At 50.6% G+C, this 18038-nt stretch carries 5 protein-coding genes; all 5 read right to left on the bottom strand.

The window, feature by feature from the left end; translation table 11 throughout:
- Positions 1-223: 223 nt before the first annotated feature.
- On the bottom strand, positions 224-2527 hold the full coding sequence (gene pbpC / locus BSZ32_RS16565) for a penicillin-binding protein 1C (RefSeq protein ID WP_165788908.1): 2304 nt from the start codon (positions 2525-2527) through the stop codon (positions 224-226).
- 13 nt (positions 2528-2540) lie between these two features.
- Positions 2541-8243, bottom strand: a complete 5703-nt coding sequence (locus BSZ32_RS16560) for an alpha-2-macroglobulin family protein (RefSeq protein ID WP_105044443.1) — start codon at positions 8241-8243, stop codon at positions 2541-2543.
- 100 nt (positions 8244-8343) lie between these two features.
- On the bottom strand, positions 8344-10008 hold the full coding sequence (locus BSZ32_RS16555; protein WP_105044442.1) for a hypothetical protein: 1665 nt from the start codon (positions 10006-10008) through the stop codon (positions 8344-8346).
- Positions 10009-10028: 20 nt separating this feature from the next.
- On the bottom strand, positions 10029-11021 hold the full coding sequence (locus BSZ32_RS16550) for an ABC transporter ATP-binding protein (RefSeq protein WP_105044441.1): 993 nt from the start codon (positions 11019-11021) through the stop codon (positions 10029-10031).
- Between the two features lie 61 nt (positions 11022-11082).
- Positions 11083-18003 (bottom strand): hypothetical protein, encoded by a 6921-nt coding sequence (locus BSZ32_RS16545; protein ID WP_105044440.1) that lies wholly within the window; start codon positions 18001-18003, stop codon positions 11083-11085.
- Between the last annotated feature and the right edge of the window lie 35 nt (positions 18004-18038).

Here is an 18038-nt window from a genome sequence, read left to right as displayed (position 1 = left end):
TGCTCTCTCCGTCGACTAGCCAAGTCGAAGGCTGAAGCCAAAATAAAGTCAACATCCTCTGACATTTCGCAGAAAATCCAAGCCACTTCATTCGTGCGATTGGTGAAATTCGTGGTAAAGATACTTCATCGTGCTTGGCATGGACGATGAAGCCTCGCCGCGGTCGTCAAGCTGCCCCAGTCTCGGAGCGGTGTCGAGCCACGCGCAGTTCAGAGATCCTTTATTAGAGTTCTCTAACTGAGAATCGGATGGTGCTGGATTTTCCAGTGGCTCGGTGGTGGGCGGTGACTTGGTGGTCTCCTTCGGTGAGGATGAGGGTGGGGGACTTGTGGTGGTCTATGATTTCTAGACTAGTACTGGACCATTCGGTAGATTCCGGGTCGTTAGAAATGAGTGATAGATAGGCACCTCTGTCTGGTAGGTCGGGGTCTAAGAGGTAGGTGGCATCGCGGGCTGGTGAGAGGACTCTTAGTGGTACGTCATGCTGGCGCGTTTGATCTGCAATGAAGGGAGGCTGTGGAGTTTCACTTAACCAATGGGTGAAGCGATCATTGAGGTAGACTTGGCCATTCTGAGAATAGTCTAGGTGGTTTGCCCATTTAGGAATGCGGTCTTTGTTGGTGAAGGTGTGGATGCTTAGAGGGAAGCGTGGATGGGATGGAGCAAGCCGCTTGCCTGTGTGTGGGTCTATTTGGATAGCTAGCACATTGGCGGGTTTCTTCAGCCAATGGGCTGGTCGGTTTTTATGCAGATCCAGCATGACTTGGTGGAAAACTGGGCCAGCTCCAGTGACTCCTGAGGTGCCTTTCATAGGTTGGTTAGATAGATTCCCCACCCAGACGCCAACTGTGAAATCAGTGGTGAATCCGACGCAGAAATTGTCCCGAAAGTCAGATGAAGTACCAGTCTTCACAGCGCAGGGAAAGGGGAGTCTGAGCTGGGAATTATTTCCAAAAGTGGCTGATCGAGCGAGGTTGTCGGTGAGGATGCTGGCTATGAGGTAAGCTGATTCAGCTGAGCAGACGCGTTTGGGCATGGTGGTTTGGTCATCAGGGAAAAGGATGTAGTCGGTGTGGCTTCCTTGGCAGGCTATGCTCGCAAAGCCGTTGGTCACATCGATCAAGGTGACTGGACCGCTGCCGAGTGTCAGTCCGAGCCCGTAGTGGCTAGGTTTTTCTGTGAGGGTGCTGAAGCCTAACTGTTGGAGGAAGCTGTGGAGTGCACGTGGGCCGCCTAGGGCATTTAGAGTTCGCACTGCGGGCACATTGAGTGAGTTTCCAAGTGCTGAATGGAGGCTAACGGGACCACGGTGTTTGCGGTCGTAGTTGACAAAAGCCTCTGGGCCTCGGATTCCAGCATACTGAGTGGGAACATCGGCTAGAATGGTGGCCGGGGAGTAGTGTAGTTTTTCAATTGCTAACAGGTAGGTGAAGGGCTTGAGCACCGATCCCGGAGAACGTGGAGTGAGCGCTGCATTGATCTGGCCACTCTCAGCAGAAAAATCAGCGGTACCGACGAGAGCTGAGACCTGCCGCGTGTGGTTGTCGATGACCACGACCGCGCCATTGTTGACATGCTGGTGATGGAGCTTGGCCACTTCTTCAGCTAGGGTGCGTTCTACAGTGGCTTGAAGCTTGCTGTCGATGCTGGTGCGAATGGTGCGTGAACCCGGTGTGCGGTGGGCGACTGCAAGTTGGGCTAGTTGAGTTTGCAGTTGGTGTGATCTCCTGGGTATGAGTTGGATTGGCTCGTTGATCGCGCGCTGGATTTGGGTGCTCGGGTAGTCGCAAGTGATCTGCATTCGTTCTAACACCCAGTCGCGCCGCTTCTTCGCATTATTCGGATTCCTTCTGGGGTTGTGGCGTGAGGGAGCCTGTGGTAGGCCTGCGAGCAGAGCTGTTTGAGCGAGTGAGAGCTCGCTGAGTTCTTTGCCGAAATAGTGCAGTGATGCCTGTCGTGGCCCTTGAGTGAGATTGCCGTAGTCGAGGTGGTTAAGGTAGCAGGCAAGAATTTCTTGCTTGGTGTAGCTGATTTCTAAATGACGAGCGCTGAGAGCTTCTATGATTTTTGTTTTAAAGGTTCTGGCGGGGGAACCGGTGGTGAGTTTGATGGTTTGCTGGGTCACGGTTGATGCTCCACTTACTAACCTCTCAGCTTCTATTGAGTCTTTTATAGCGCGTAAGTTAGCGAGAATATCCACACCTCCGTGGTCGTGAAAACGTTTATCTTCGGCTGCTAATGTGGCATCTATCAGCGATTGAGGGATGCCATCGAGTGGAGTCGACTCGCTGAGGTAGTAGTCCTTGCGAGCTTGATGGTGGAGCGGGTTCCCTTGGTTATCGAGGATGAGTACTGAGGGTGGAGGGCCTGCGAGAGCATCTTCATTGAGAGGGAACGCTAAAGGAACTAGATACCAAAGCATGAGGCAGAGTGCTGAGAGCACAGCCATGATTCTGATAGAAATTCTCGCCACACGATAACGTGCTAGAGAGTTTCTATCCAAGAATGCTTGGGTAAGGAGAATCATGGATATTAGAGTGCTACTCGCCAGCCATGGCAGCTTTGTTAACCGTTGTGAAGGTGTGGGCTTCGGAGAGTCCATACTGTGATGGATTGTACATCGATTCCGCCTTTGCCGGCGGCGCGTGTACGGTTCCAGCTGCGGTCACTCTTGCGAGGTACTGGATTTCTTGCTTCTTCGTTCCCCATGAACGATTAAGGAAGAATAGACTACGTTCATTTCTAAACTCACTGCGTGAAATCCGGTAGTTGCGTTTGAGCTTTTTGCTGTGGACGCTGGATTGCGAAGCGAAGTCGTCGTTGACCGATTCTAGGATGCTGGGCAATGGGTCATCGATAGATACGTACATGGCATTGGCCGGGATACCTACTGTCAGTGTCACTTGAATTAGATCTCCGACTTGCGGTTGGTCCAGCGGGCTAGCTTCGCCTTTGTCGTTGATCCGCTCGTAGCGACGAGTGATGGTGATGCCATCGTTAGATGTTGGGCCAGATGGAGCGACTTCAGGTTTTGATGCAGCTAAGATGCGGGCGTAGGCTTTGCCTTCACACGACGCGATGAGAGTTTGCGCCTCATCGAGCGGTAAGCGGAGGTGCTGGAGTGGTTTGTCTTTGGTGAGTTTGATGGTTTTTTTGCCGCTGCTGGTCTGCAGGGTAATGTTGCTATCAGGGCGGCCGGACTCGACGAAGCGGGCGTAGGCAGCCATTGAGTGCATCGCCCAACCATTGACCCAAGTGGTGCGCCAGTGGCCCTGAGGGTTTCTCTGGGTGAGTAAGTTTTGCATCATTTTCTCAGTCTGGATATCTCGTGGTGCGATGGTGGACCATGCGAGCAGCTGGACTGGGATATCACTACGGTAGCGCATCCAGTGGCCTTTATCTGGGGAGGTTCCAGCATTGCTGATCAGTTCGTTGGCTAATTTGGCATTGCCGCCACTGTGATGGATGGCTAGTGCGAGGAAGCTGCGGGCTGAGGTGCTGAGGGTGTGGCGCTCGTCGTAGAGCTTATTCTGTGTCGCCTTATCGGCAGCTCCAGCAAGGGCGAGGACATAGAGTGCACGAGCGCGTGTGTCATTTCTCCAAGAACGATAGTTGCCATTCTTGACTGGATTTCTAGCAATAGATTGGAGGTAGCTAGAGAGAGCTTCTATAGAGTCTTCTGGAGCATGGGCTCCTTGCTCTAGAGCTAGGAGTAGGCCCATGCCGCCGTAGACGCTGGCCCAGTCCTCGGAGCGCTCACCGCCTGGCCAGTAGGCGAGGCCGCCATCAGATGTCTGCATGCTTAGGAGCCGATCGACGCCTTTCTGAATGGCCTCAGCCACTTGACCAGCGGACTTCTCAGAGAAGCCTGGAACGATTCCTTTGAGATCACGCACAGCAAACCATGGAATCAGGCTGGAGGTTGTTTGCTCTACGCATCCATAGGGATATTTGAGCAAGTAGTCAGAGGCGCCACCGGCTTCGAGAAGCAGTGAGTTAGAGAACTCTAAATCCATGTGGCCTCGGCCATTCATGATCATAGGAGTCATGTTAGCCACGAGGTTTGTTGGGGTATTGTCCTCGAGTCGGGCAAAGTCCGCCTGGTGGAGCAGTGGCCTTGGGTAGGCTACGTTGAAGGTGTTCTCTATGCCGTCGCTGAGTTGTTTTTTAAGCGCGATGGTGAGTGGCTGGTTTTCTATGGTGCGCGGGCTTGCCGACCATGTCCAAGTCGTTTCACCAGTGTTGATGAAGCTGACGGGGAAACTCAATGTGGCGGAGCTGTTTGGTTTCAGCTGAACTGTTTTTGTTAGTGTGTTGTTTATTCCCTCGGGGATGGAGCAAAGGCTATCAGTCTTGAGTGTGACATCCCACAATCCGGCGTAGTTGCTAGTGTTTTCTATGAGGACTTTGGTTTCTAACGAATCTCCTTCATGGGCAAAGCGTGGTGGCTTTGGTTCTAACATGATGTCCTTGTTGACCATGAACGAGGATTCACTGGAGCCAAATTGGTCCCCAGCGCGGTGGGCGACCGCGATGATGCGGTAGCGTGTGAGTGTGTCGGGGGTTTTAAATGTCGCTGAGAATGCACCTTCAGAGTTGCTGCTCACCGTCGGGAACCAGGCGGCACAGGGATCGAAGTTTGCCCGATTCTTGATGGCATCCATATCCATCATCGCAGCTAGGACCTCTCCGCCGCCGCCAATGGTGAATCCTTTATTTCCCATGTAGCGGTGGTCTGGATTGTCATCGATAATGTAGCCGAGTGATACACCAGTTCTGAGCGAGAGTCGGAGTGGCGAGTGGAAGAACTTGAGTGGGTCAGGAGTGGTAAATCCCATCACGGCGAGGGTTCCTTCATCTTCAGCGAAAAGAACGATTTCGGCATCCTTACAGGGTTTGCCGTTATGGTCTTTGACCATGCCAGTGAGGGTGATTTCCCGACCGGGAAGCACACTGGAGCTCAATTTGTCGATGCTTACTGCGAGCTCTTTGCCGCGGTCTGTGACTTTGATTTCACAGAAGCCTAACTTGAGCGCGGGTTGTTTAAATTTCCGTGGACTAACATCTGAGCCGCGAATGATCAGGACTGAGACGAATGCGTTTGGTGCAAAGTCCTTGCTGATAGGGAACTCTAGCACTGGCTTGTCAGCTTTGAGCTCTCTACGGAAGCTTTCGATGACTCCTTGGCGCTCCACCGTTACCAGTGCCGTGCCCTCGATCGGTGTCATGACTAGGATGCGGGCAGTATCGCCTGGCTTGTAGTTCTTTTGTTCGCTCACGAGTTTGATCCGAAGTCCATCCTCGGTGGCCCATGGGTACTCGCGACTACCGTAGACGTAGTATCTGGACGCGGTGCGGGTAGTATGGCCTTGGCCGTCAGTGCCATTGAGTGTGAAAATGTAGCGGCCCGATTTCTCTGGGCTAAACGCATACGGGCTAGGTTTTCCCGCAATCAACTGAAAGGACTCGGTGCTGATTTTTTCGCTGCGTTTTTCGTTGTGTGTCCGGGTGGTTCCATCCTTAGCTAAAATCTTAACTGATTCGTAGTATTCACGTTCGATTTCTATCTCGATAGTCTGAGTTTCATCGAGGTATTCACCCTTGGTGTTGACTGCGACGATGTTGAGTTTTTTCTGGTTGCCGACGCGAATTAGGGCGTCACTTCTCTGTATGCCGATGAAATAGTCAGAGGGGAAATAGGTGGTGCTGCGGACGCAAGAAAGCGTTTGGTCGCGTGAGTCGGTGACTTCACCAGTGATGCTGATGTGCTGAGGTGCAGGGAATTCGATCTGGGGAATAGCAGCTGTGATCGATGCTGTTCCTTCACTAGTGAGGGTAGTTGTGCCATTGGATTGTTGGGTGTCGCGAAACCTATTTGCGTCACCGTAGCCAAAGTAGTGGCTCCAATAGTAGGGGTCGTAGTCGCGGTGGTCACCAAATTGGAAGTCGCGAAACTTTTCTGGGTAGAACCCTATTTTCGATGAGGACGCATACCAATGGAGTGTGCCCTCGGCCACCGGTGTGCCTTGGTAGTATTTGGCTTCGATATCAAACTGGACATCCTTATCCGCGTTGGCTGGAGCTGGGAGGTTGGGTTTGAGTTCAAAGGCATTGCGGCGGAAATCTTGGACTTGGAATCGATGGCTGAAGGCGTTGTCGCCTTCGATTCCTTCACCGGTGAGTGCGCAGCGCAGAGTGAACTGGCCGACGAGTCCAACGGGCAGAGTGAAGCTATGGTCAAATCCACCAGCTTTGCTGATGCTGAGGTCGGATGTGGCGATCTCTTTGTTCCTGGGATCTCTGATTGAAAGACGCATAGAGGTCTGGCCACTCTTACGGATCGCATTGTCATTGTACTCTCGCACAATTCCTTTGAGCCGCACAGTCGCGCCAGGGCGATAAAGATTTCGGTCGGTGAAGAGCATGACTTTGTGTTGCCAGTCGTCACTAGAGTTCCAGGTGAAATCGACAGGGAACCGCCACATCGATACAGTCGAGAGTGAATTGTCAAATGTCACAGAAAACTGATCATCACTAGTCCGAGCCATGAGATGACGATCACCTTTCGAACAATCAGCGACAGCGAGGCCTTGTGCATCGGTCGTAGCTGAATGGAGCTTGCTGGCGTCTTCTCCATACATGCTGAGTTCAACTCCACTCAATGGTTTTCCAGTTTCTAACGAGTAAGCATAAACCCAGGCTTTCGCGCCATTGAGTTTCCACGCTAGCCCGATGTCGGTGAGTTGAACGAGCGACTGGACACGGCGCTTGAGTGAAGCTTTCCTGTCGAGCCTAGCCTTGGGCTGTCCCGTGACTGAAATGAACAACGTGGCATTACGTAATTTATTAGGAAGAATCTTATTCCACGAGAGGTGGATGTCTCTAGATGTGTCTACCGCGTTATCGAGTGTGATGACTTCGTCGTAGACTGTAGTTCCACTGATGAGTTCGAAGGGCAGCGGAGCAGTATCCTTGATGTCGTTGTAGTTGGGACCATTGCCTGAGTAGTGGCGGTACCCTTGAGTTGCTCGGATGGCTTGCTCGTTGTGAAGTGATTTTATCTGCACCCGCACTTCACGCATGTTGACTGTATTGATTTTGAATGATCTGTCGCCTTTTGCCAGTTGGGCGGAATCGTAACTAGCCATGGCGACTCCAGAGGGGACATAGTGGAATTTTATATCTTTGGTCAGTGGGGTGCCGAGCATCAATCCATTGCGGGCTTCAAATTCTTTGTCGACAGTCACTTTCCAGTCATTTCGCTGCTGGAAATCACCAGTTATTTGGAGGGTGTCATTGTAGCGGCGCTTAAATGATAGGTTCTTTGGAATCGGGTGAACATGCACAACTTCTTTAAGAAGTTCGAGGTCTAACTCTTCAGGCAAGTCGGTACTAAATTCGACATATATCGAGCGCGCTTTATCTGCGATCACAGCTGGAATGATTTTGTCAATATCGAATGGATCAATGTCCCAGATGTGGTAGTTCCCATCAGCTTTTGTTTTGTCTGAGGCTGATGCGTTGGGTGTGTTTTTCTTCATCACCAAGGCCCAATCTTCGCCGATTGAAAGTGGGTATTTTGGAGTGATTATGAGTCCGTTAGAAATGGATTTATTTTTAGCCCACTCAGTAGTGCTTTCAACATCGATGCCGCCACGTTTATTGAGAATATTTTTAAACCTTTGCTGCCAACTAGGTTTTATGTAGTAGGTGCTTTCTAGGTCAGCCCACTCAGCTTGTCTTACTGCAGCAGGTGTCGCTGTGCCTTCTTTGTTGATGTAGTAAAATTTGGTTTGGACCTTGCTTTGCTTGATGTCGTCATTGAAACGCAAATAGCTATAGGGCATCCGGTTGTTCTTCTTACTGTAACGCCTGTGGTAGGTGGTTTTAAAGTCAGGTGAGGAAGTGGTCTTAAGCTTCACCGTAGGAATGGCCTTGCCATTTTCGTAGTTGATTCCACGCGTGGTACTAAAGGTGTAGTTTGTGCCTAATTTTGGAGCCTCGCTGGGGAGAAACTGGGCGATGTTCCGCTGGGTCCAGACGATTTCACCTTTTAGCTGAGGACTTATTTTTAGGTAAGCATTCGCTTGTGGTTGGTTGAGTTGATCCTTACTTACCACCGATTGCTCAAAGATGAGTTCGTAGCGGGTTTCTGGTAGGAGCTCAGTGGAACTGAGATTTAGGATCGGCTGCGCCCAGACGATCGGTGCTGATAACAGGGTGGCTAGGAGGAGGGTTTTCATGGCACTTTGATGGTTTGTTCTAAACTTTAGATACGTGGCTGGAGTTCAAATAAATTACACTAAATGTTAAAAAAGCTGCAATTAGTTTTTTTGGGGTGGGTTAGACACTATCACGAAGTAGCATGTAGTGCTTGTGACGAAGGATGATCCTACTGAGGCAATAGAGGCATATAACCAAGTAGAACAGGATGCCGAGCTTACACCCATAGATGAAGAGGGTGGGGTCTTCGGCGTTATGAACACTCGCCATGATGTAGCCTGGAGAAAAATTCATTGATAAAGGTGAGAAGCCATAAATAAAGCCCGATGCTTTTTCTCCAAAACTCCATGTAGAAAGCAAAAGCGCGACAGCTAAGGGGATGACCCACGTGAAGCAGGCAATCGTGGCGGTGAGTTTTTTGCCGAGATACTCGAGTGAAAACCCGTGAGCGAGCAGAGTCGTGACAGAGACGGCGATGAGCATGTAATCTACAGGTGCCCATGATTCTCCAGCTATGAATTCAGCGACTTCAGGTGACCTCGAAAGGTGCTCGCTGTATACCAGCCAGGCTACCGTGGTAATAACTGTGATGAGTACGCTAGTGGGGATGCCGCTGGCTGAGTCCGATAGGACAGCGTAGGGAGTTCGAGCTTGGTTTTTGCGCTCACGCAGCCCCGCGAGGTAGCGGAATTTATCTGGGGTGTAGATGTATTGAAGTAGTATAGCGAAGGAGAAACCGATCAGCCCGTAGAGCGAGAGAACGGTTGCTGCAATGAGCTCTACATTTTCAGATATCGTTTGTTGGAGGACTGCCATCTCTGGTGTCCTCGCCTGGATTTTTACATCAAGCATGGATCCGTTAGAGGTGTTCGCCCAAACTCCTCCGAGGATGATGACGTGAAGGATGATGACGGTTGCCACACATTGAACCTTACTGAGGAGGTGAGAGCTTTCTAGCCGCCAGCGGCGCAGCATGAGGCTGTAGAATACCCAGCCAATCAGACATTGCAGCACGATACTATAGATGGTGTGAGAGATCTCCCAATTATAGAATAACGCGTATTGGTCATGCTCAAACATCTTTATCTTAGGCAGCATTTTATTAGCAGCTGCGAAAAGTGCGGGGCGAATCGTAAAGTATTCGAAGATGATGAATCCGAAATTTGAGAGCTGGGGGAGAGCGAAATAAAGCAGAGCAACCAAGCCCTGGGAGATAAGCGCGGAAAAGCGTTTTCCCATAATGAATCCCACCGACATGGCTAACAGGTAGAACATAAAGGTAGAGGTGAAGAGCACAGCATAAATGGGAATCCATATCTCGGCTGGGATTTGACCCGTGACTATGATGATGACAGTGACGGGGAGGGTGAGGATGAAGTGATAGAATTGTCTCACCGGAAGCCCAAAGAGGTAACCTATGATTTTGGTGGCGGGACCGAGAGGAGTAAGTCGCTGGTAAGTAAGGACTTCATCTACAGATTCTCTAGCCATGCCTGCTGCGACTTCCCCAGTTCCTACGAAGTTGAGGATGAAGATCTGAAGTAAAACCAAGAATCCGAACGGATAGACAGCAGTTTGCTCAAAGGGTAAGTCCGTCTGAGTGACGGTGAAGCCTAGTGCCATGAGGTAGAATAACAGGGAGGTGCCTCCATAGAGTAAAACTCCCGTGATCAACGAACTAAGACGTAAGCGCGAGCGTCGATAGCGGTGGAAAATAGGATTCCTCCATAGTTCCCAACATTGAGGCAGGGCCTTGAGTCTTTCAGCTTGTACTTTGTCGGACATGATTAGTGGGTCGAAGGTGGTTAGTGACCGTCGTATTCTAAATCGAGGAGGATTTCTTCTAGGCTTCGTTTGCGTTCAGAAACGCGGCAAACGAGGTAGCCGGCTGCCACCATTTTCTGTAGAAGTTCGGCTAGGTCGTCATCTTCACCTTCATAGTGGAAGCTGTATTTTTTGACATCTTGGCCCATGATGTTGGAGACGAAATCTTGCTCAGCGAGCCACTCTTTCCAGTGCATACCTGGCGGGACTGCTAGACGGATTTGAATTTCGGGGAGCAATCCAGTCATTCTGTGAAGCACTCCATGGACGCTGCCAGAGTCGAGTAATTTCCCTCGGTGTAGAATCCCCAGCATGTCACACATTTCAGTGAGTTCGGGCAGAATGTGCGAGCTGATAAGTACGGTGGAGCCTTCTTTACAAAGGTTTCTGAGTATCTGACGCAGACCGACCCTTGATTTGATGTCCATCCCACTCGCTGGTTCATCGAGGATGAGTAGACGTGGACGATGGAGCATGGTCTTGGCTAACACGAGCCTTTGCATCATGCCGCGAGAAAGTGAGTTACACATGGCATGGTACTCTGAGTGGAGGTTTACCATCGCGATGCATTCATCGATTCTCGTCGATTTTTCACTCCCGCTCAGCCCATGTGCGCCAGCAAACATATCGAGGAATTCCCAGACTTTCAGATCGGATGCCACGGGAGCCATGTCAGGCATGTAGCCAATGTTGGACTGCGCGAGTCTCTGATGGGTGACGATGTCGTGGCCATCGATGAATATTTTACCAATCGTGGGCTTGAGAAGGGAGGCGAGAGCTTTGAAGGTGGAGGTCTTTCCCGCACCATTTGGACCGACTAATCCATAGATGATCCCCTTGGGTATATCGAGGTTCATGTTGTCCACCGCGAGGTGTGAACCGTAGTCGATCCTAAGATCCTGTATGGAGATGGCGGGGGGCTCCATCAGCGGGGGCCCCGTTTGCTCCATTGATCTTTCCGATGTGGCAGGCATAGAAAGTAAGTTCTACCATGATTTGATGGGGAGTGTTAGGACAAAATAAGGCAATGGCTCACTAATCTAGAGGAGGATGTAAATTCTCGTTCGGTCTAGCGTCCCCGATGATCTTAGTAATACTGCCGAGCTCTGGGTGGCTGATGAACAGCGCAAAGCTCTGAACGTCTGCTGGTGCGTGGACGTTGTGGCTACGGTAGTCAAACATCCCACGCAGGTCGGTGTGGCCGTCTTTAAAGAAGTTTACAGAACCGTCTTTGGTTAGAGCGTAGACCTTGACGTAGCAGCGCGGCATCGGTTTTCCTTGGGAGAGGGACTGGAGCATCCCGCTGGCACTATTGATCGTGGTGCTCAGCTTAGTGCTCTGCAGTGGGTGGAGCCATTCCTTCTCACCATCATCGATCACTAACAAGCGGTTACCAGATTGGTAGGACTCAGGGAGCTTGAATTCAGTGGTAGATTTTTCTTCATCCAGCTTTACTACAAATTCCTGTAAGGGGCGGAGAGCTTTGTAGCTGGCATCGTTAGAGCCGAGGAAGGGTGCGTTAGAAAAGAGAAATTCGAGGTCGACTGGGTAGATCTGTACCACAACGTCTTCCATTTGTTTATGCTCGATTCTTAGCGTGTTACCTTTACTCAATGAGGCTGACCAGAAGCGATCTGCATGTTGGTTTACCTCATGCGGTTTGAGCAAGGCAGCATTGGAAATCTGGTCCGCCTGCGTCGCAATATCTGAGAAACGCTGGAGCCACGGAGCCTTGGCTGACTTGAGCCAGATTTGTGCGATTTCTTTCGCTTTGGCTGGCTCACCTTTGAGGAAATGGATGTAGCTTGTTAGGTAATCGAACTGCATCTTGGCCCCAGTCTCATCGCGCTTGCAATCCGCTATGAGCGCGATGGCTTCGTCGTTACGATCGTGTAGGAAGAGGTGGTAGGCGAGCGTGAGTTTCTCCTCACTAGCTAGTTCAGTTTTCCATGCCAGTTGGGTGAGTAGCCTGAGGTAGTCACTCCAGACTTTCTCATTGCTGACTCTATTTTCTGTAACCAGTGGGAAACTTCTCTCATTGATCAACGGTCGCCATTCGATGTCTTCGAACTGACGCATGGAGTAGGGAGTGGTGTCTATCGACTCGCTCTTAAAGTAATAGCCAAATTGGTTGGTGCAATGCACCGAGTCGCCGAGGAAATGCGTGAGGGTCGGTATATCTCGGTGCTCGATTGCCTGGGTAGCAAAGACGGAGGTGTCGACCATGCGCTCTTGCAGCGTTTGGATAGCAGGCGTGTAGAAGGCCTTTTCCGCCATGTGCTCGTCGAGCCAATCGATCTCTATCAACTGCAATGGACGTGATTTTAAAGCGTTGAGAATTTCCTCATTGGAACCCTCCACCACCAACTGCGCCCAGCTGTTTGCAAACTCCTCCGGCAAGGTGTCAGCCACCTCCAGTGTTTTATCCTCCATCTGACTCAGTAAAGTAGCACCCTCATGAATCCGTGGAGAATAGTGCTGCCAGCTTCCAGCACTAGGGAAGTAGAACTGGACGACATGCTGCCAACTGCCATGCGGCGCGATAGTGGTGCGTAGGGCGCTGATGGTATCGGATGTGTCTAGGCGGATGGCTCCGGCTGGGATTTGGCGAAGAATATCCACCTCACGCGCCACGCCTGTTGGATTGGTCAGTGTCAGGTGCGCCTCGTAGGGAGTGTGGATTTGGAATTTTCCAGTGATGGCGTTTTCCGAGACTTTGCCGTCGGCGTCCTCTCTGAGAATGTCGCCACTACGGAAATAACGTAGGGAACTAAGCAGCCCTTTGTTCAGATCCACTTTTTTTGTAGATTTGAGATCGCGGTAGTAGAGTAACATCGCCTGCTTTGCCGTGATGCGCATGTTGGATTTATCCAGTGTTATCTCTGGTTTCACCGCCTCAAATGGCAAGTCTAGCAAGGCTAGAGCAATCAAGGATTCATGGGCGTTGTCGCGGCATTCAGCAAAACGGGGTGAAAGAAACTCGGATTTCCCATCCCACTTCGCCACATCCACCCAGAAGGCATTCGGCGCGATAGTTAGTGCTCCGTCGCTCGCTTGGCGTTTGTAGTAATTACTCTCAGCGTAGGCTTTGGTTTCGTGGGGTAGGGCGGACGGGTCGACCAATGCAGCTAGTCCACTATCTCCGCCAGAATCATCAGAGGCAGCTCCGGAAAATGCTAGCGAAGAGTTATCTGAAAAATTTGAAGCTGATGTACGTTTCGCAAGCGCGCTTTCAGGTAATTCAAGGCTCTCGTTAGGCTGTTGAGGAAGTGCCTTTGAGCCAAGAGCGCTGAGTAGTCCGTCATTAGATGAAGCTCCGTCCAAAGATGAAGTGAGTTGCTCCATGATATCCAGGTTATTAGCTGTATTTCTGACTGTTAGTACTCCTGTGCGTCGGTTAAATGAAGCTGTGGAACCCTCAGGGAACACAACACCGGACTCCTCCAGTAAATATTTTACTGGAGGAGTCGCGCGTATTCCAGATGAACCATGATCGTCATCCGCGAATGGATCATCAGAAGCCCCGCCACCACCTCCTCCAGTGCTGATCAAATCCATGAAGTCTGCTGGCACATTGAAGCTTCGAGTGTAGAGTTCTGAGTCATCAAAGTCTGTCGCTGGGAGGAGAATGACGGCGTGTTCCTCTACCTTGTAACGTAGTTGCGTTACATCACAGATCTGTTTGACCACAACTTCGAGTGGCACATTACGCAGCTGCAGTGAACTGATGGTTTTTGAGCCAGGTTGAGCCGCACCACCAAACTCTCCAGCTTCATCATCAATACCGGAGCCCATTACAGTAGGAGTACGGACGACAAAGTTGACTCCTTTTTTCGCAGGGTCGAGCTGTATGGAATCGAGTTCTCTAGTGCGTTGGCGTAGAATGTCTATGGCTTGATCCACTGTGACGTCTTGAAAGTCGATCACAGGAATAATGATGTTCTGTAATTTTCTTCTTATCTTTAAAGCGTTTGAATCGATCGCCACGCTTCGCTTGACCTCATCCAGTTCGCTATCGAATCCTTGTTTTAGCAAGGAGGTGAAGAGCTCGGTCTCCGCCTCTGTGTCGGGACGCACACGAAGGTAGTCGGACTCCAGTTTTTTTGCTATTGGGGCGCTCTTTAGACTCTGGGCTAACAAGGCTTGTTCCATAGTGTTGAGCGTGTGGAATTTGCCAGCAGTGGCGTAGGATGAGAGATCGTGGTCGAGCAGGTAGTGATCGAAGAATTGCTTGCGACGCTTATTCTCTAACATCGGAGCCACGTGCGCCTGGAACCACTCTGGGTCACGGTTCTTGATGAAGAGGTGGAGTTCATGGCTGCCCGCATTTTCTAGCAACTCGAGTCGATCTTCTTGATCTAACTTTGGCCAGTGGAGGATAGGAGCAATAGCGCGTAATGCTTTGGAGTGATGCTCGTCTTTGATGTGGGTGAAGAAATAGCTATAGGCGTCTTCGAGCGTGCTGTAGGCTTTCCAGTCTGCATCCACCACATTTTCAATACTTGCCGAGGCGCCAGCCTTGAGCACGGCATTGGTCTCACCAGCACGGAATTGCTTGGAGCTGTCAAACGATTTAGCCAGGCGGAGATCGATAGTTTTGAGCTCAGTCTCGGGCAGGGCAATACGCATGCTGTCGACATTTCCCCCCTGAGTGACGATGACATCCACTCGCATATGACCAGCCAGTTTGTCGAGATTGAGTTCGTAGTTACCTTCCTTATCAGCAGTGAGGTTCGCTAGCACGATGGCCTGATTCTCAAGAAATTCGATTGGGCTAGAGCCAAATTCCTCGTTCTTCGCAGCTGAGCCTCGCTTGCTAGATTTTTTCTGTGACAAGGATCCAAAGCGACCACGACCACCAGCCCCACCTTCCCCCAACTCTGAAAGGTAGGACTCAGATGCTTCAGTTTTCCACGGTTGTAGATGCCAAGCTGGGCGTTCCAGCATGACTCCTAGTTTGTTTCCCGCGAGTCGACGGCTGAGGATATATTGATGCTCACCAGAGAGCGTGCCACCATTCGAATAAATGCTAGGGATAAACCCGAATCCGAAATGCGCCTGGCCAAGTGTCTTCGGCAGTGCTGGTTGATAGGGATTCGTCGTTTCAGTGAATTGTGAAGCGATAAGGTGGATCCGTGTGTATGGGCCCGAATGGCTGAGTTTTATTTTCAGCTTACCCTCGGAGTGTGTGACCTTACTAATTTGAGCAGCCTTTTTTGGTGGCAGTTCCACTGCTTGACCTTGAAGCGTGAGCCATTGCCCATGTGTGTTAGCGTCTAGAATTTCAAACTGCTGTGCCGGACTATGTGGAGTTTTTAGAATGTATTTTCCCGCAGCAAGCTGCCCGCAACTGAGCTTGTTACCCTTGAGGGAAAGTGCTGAGAAATAATCTTTCTTGTCAGATCCTGCGCCACGGAGGCTGTAATCATACGGATTGAGAGGGGAGACGTGGTTGAGAAAGCACTCGATTTCTTCACCTGCTGGGTAGTAGTCAGCCAATGCTAAATTGTCTTCTTGAACAGTGAGATCCAGCTTTGCTGCTGGAGATTTTATATACGTCAAAACACTGACATGGGTGATGTCTCTCAGTTCGCCCAAGTCGATGACTCCATTATCGTCAGTTTTGAGCTCGTGGCGGATTTCTTGATTGAAATCTAGATGGTTGAACTGCGCGGAGACTGTGAAATTGGGCCACGGTTCACCATTGCGACCAAGGCATTGAATAAACCATTTTTCACCTTCCTGATAAAAGTAAGGGTAGACTAGGGTATTCGCGTCTGGCGCAGGTGTCACCACAAGTTGCTTAGTCGCGCTCACCTTGGGGGTCTCGCGTCCAGCAATCGGCTTGAGCGTGCTGGTGACCTCTATCTTTAGTTGAAAGAGACTCTGCGGAACTGTGAAGCTGAGTGGGAGGAAATCGTTAGAAGATAGTTTGATAGATTTTCTAACCAGCTCAATCTCCTGGCCGTCTCTTAGAGTAGCGCTCAAGATTACCTGACTGCTCTCTATTCTATCGAGCGAGCCCGACTTTCCGTTCACCAGAAAACTCGGCTTGTAGTAGAAGGTCGCTTTTTGGTCTGCCAGCCATTGCTCAGGATGAGAAATGCTAGCGATCTCGAGACTTGTGGCTGCACCTCTTCGGTTGAGCTTGACCACGCGGGTGATGCCATTCTCGCGATCTTCACTGGCAAGGTGCAAGCGCATGTTTGTCCGAGATACGTTAGGGGAGTATGGCATTTGCACCAGTCCATCGTCGTCGCTGACCCATTGCTTTCCTCCCACATAGACCTGCACGCCCTTCAATGGGTGTCCCTCGAAATCGCTCACAAAGACCTCTTGACCGTCACCAGTGTCGCGCACGCAATGGTGGATTTCACCCTTGTGAATCAAGGCCGTGACTCTCTGACCATTGCCATGAAGCTCTACCATCCAACTTCCCACATTACTCAACTCTGGCAGCTCGATGACTTTACGGTGGCGAAGGAAAGGGGATTCCTTTGTCTCTATCGTGCGTGATGTGTTAGGAATCATACTGCTGAGGTCTAACTCATGGCCGATTTCCTTGCCTGTCTCTTTAGTGTATCGAAGGCTATCGAGAGCGTAGATAGACACCGTGAGATTATCCACATTCTTCAGGTCTACATTCAACTTCACCAGCGAGTCATGACTCCACTGACGGCTGGTCGAATCCGCTATACTGAGTTCCTTTAGATCCCTCAAAACTTCATAGTCTGTGGCACTGAGGGGATGATCTAATTTGTCGCTATCCACACCCGCTAAAAGTTGAGACCGCGAGGTTCTTTCCTTGAAGTATTGTGCGTCAAAATACTTTGCTAACAACTCCTGCTGAGCAGCTTCCACGAGATTATTATCTAGGAATTTTTCAATTAATTTTAACTCGTTACCGATGGGAGCGCATTCAGTGTACTTGTAGAACGATTGGTTGAATGAGACACCTGGGTGCTTCGTGTCAACAGCATGCTTACTCCAGATAGGGGTCTTTCGGCGCGGTAGATTGAGGTAGCGGACGAAGGTCTTGCTAGGAAATTGATCCACCTCCGAGGCAATACGTAATCTGTGGTAGAGGACATGCGCCTTGAGCGAATTATGTGATGGAGAAAGAGTGCGGGTAAACCCATCTAGCTTCACCAACCACGCCAGATGTTTTTCGGGGTTACGCTTGAAGATGCTCCTGTCTTCCGGTTGCATGGACTGGATGATTAGCCCGACAAAGGATCGATCATTGAGTAGGTCTGGTTCGATATCGGCTAAGCTCTGGAGTTGTGATCGCGAGAGATTCTTTGCGCAGGAAATCTGAGAGATCGGTAATGGTCGCGACTCTTTGAAGTTGGCAAGTATCAACTTCTCTATGTTAGGTAGTCCAGCGTGGTCTATCCTGCGCAGGAAAATGTCGCGGCTTAGCTTGGGCCGCTTTTTATCCTCGGCAGCGAGGCGTAACAACTGCCGTTTCGATGCTGACTTGATGCGCCTGATCTCCGTGATTAGGCCTAATTCTTTTACGAAGGCATCGTTAGAAATGGCTTCGGCATCCAGAATGCTCGGCAGCTCTTTGCGCTCCGCTAGATCCGTTCTTGCCTTAGGCTGCGACAACCCAAAAACTTTCCTGAGCGCTTCATTAGCACCCGTCACACCAGCTTCATAATCGAGCAATGTCTGGCGATTGAGTAACTGGGCGGCCCTCGGCCCTGGGATAGCGCCACTTTTGTGAAGACCTCGCCAATCCGCCATCGTCTTGCGGAACAATTCCGTCTGCCCTGATTGCTGCTGGTGCAGCGCGTGGTAGAAGAAATGATTATCAGTCCCAGGTGTTAGGGTTTTTAGGAAAATTGCCTTATCTTTAGACAGCACCCATTGCTCATCCAGTGGGCTCTGAAAATCGGCAAGAGCGCTGCTACTCAGTAACGCGGTGAAGGCAGCTAGGACACGTATATTCATGTTAGAAATTCTACGTCTAAGCTATGGCACCCGTC

Source organism: Rubritalea profundi (assembly GCF_002954445.1).
In the GTDB taxonomy this organism is placed as follows: Bacteria; Verrucomicrobiota; Verrucomicrobiia; order Verrucomicrobiales; family Akkermansiaceae; genus Rubritalea; species Rubritalea profundi.
This window is presented reverse-complemented; position numbering and strand designations above follow the sequence as displayed.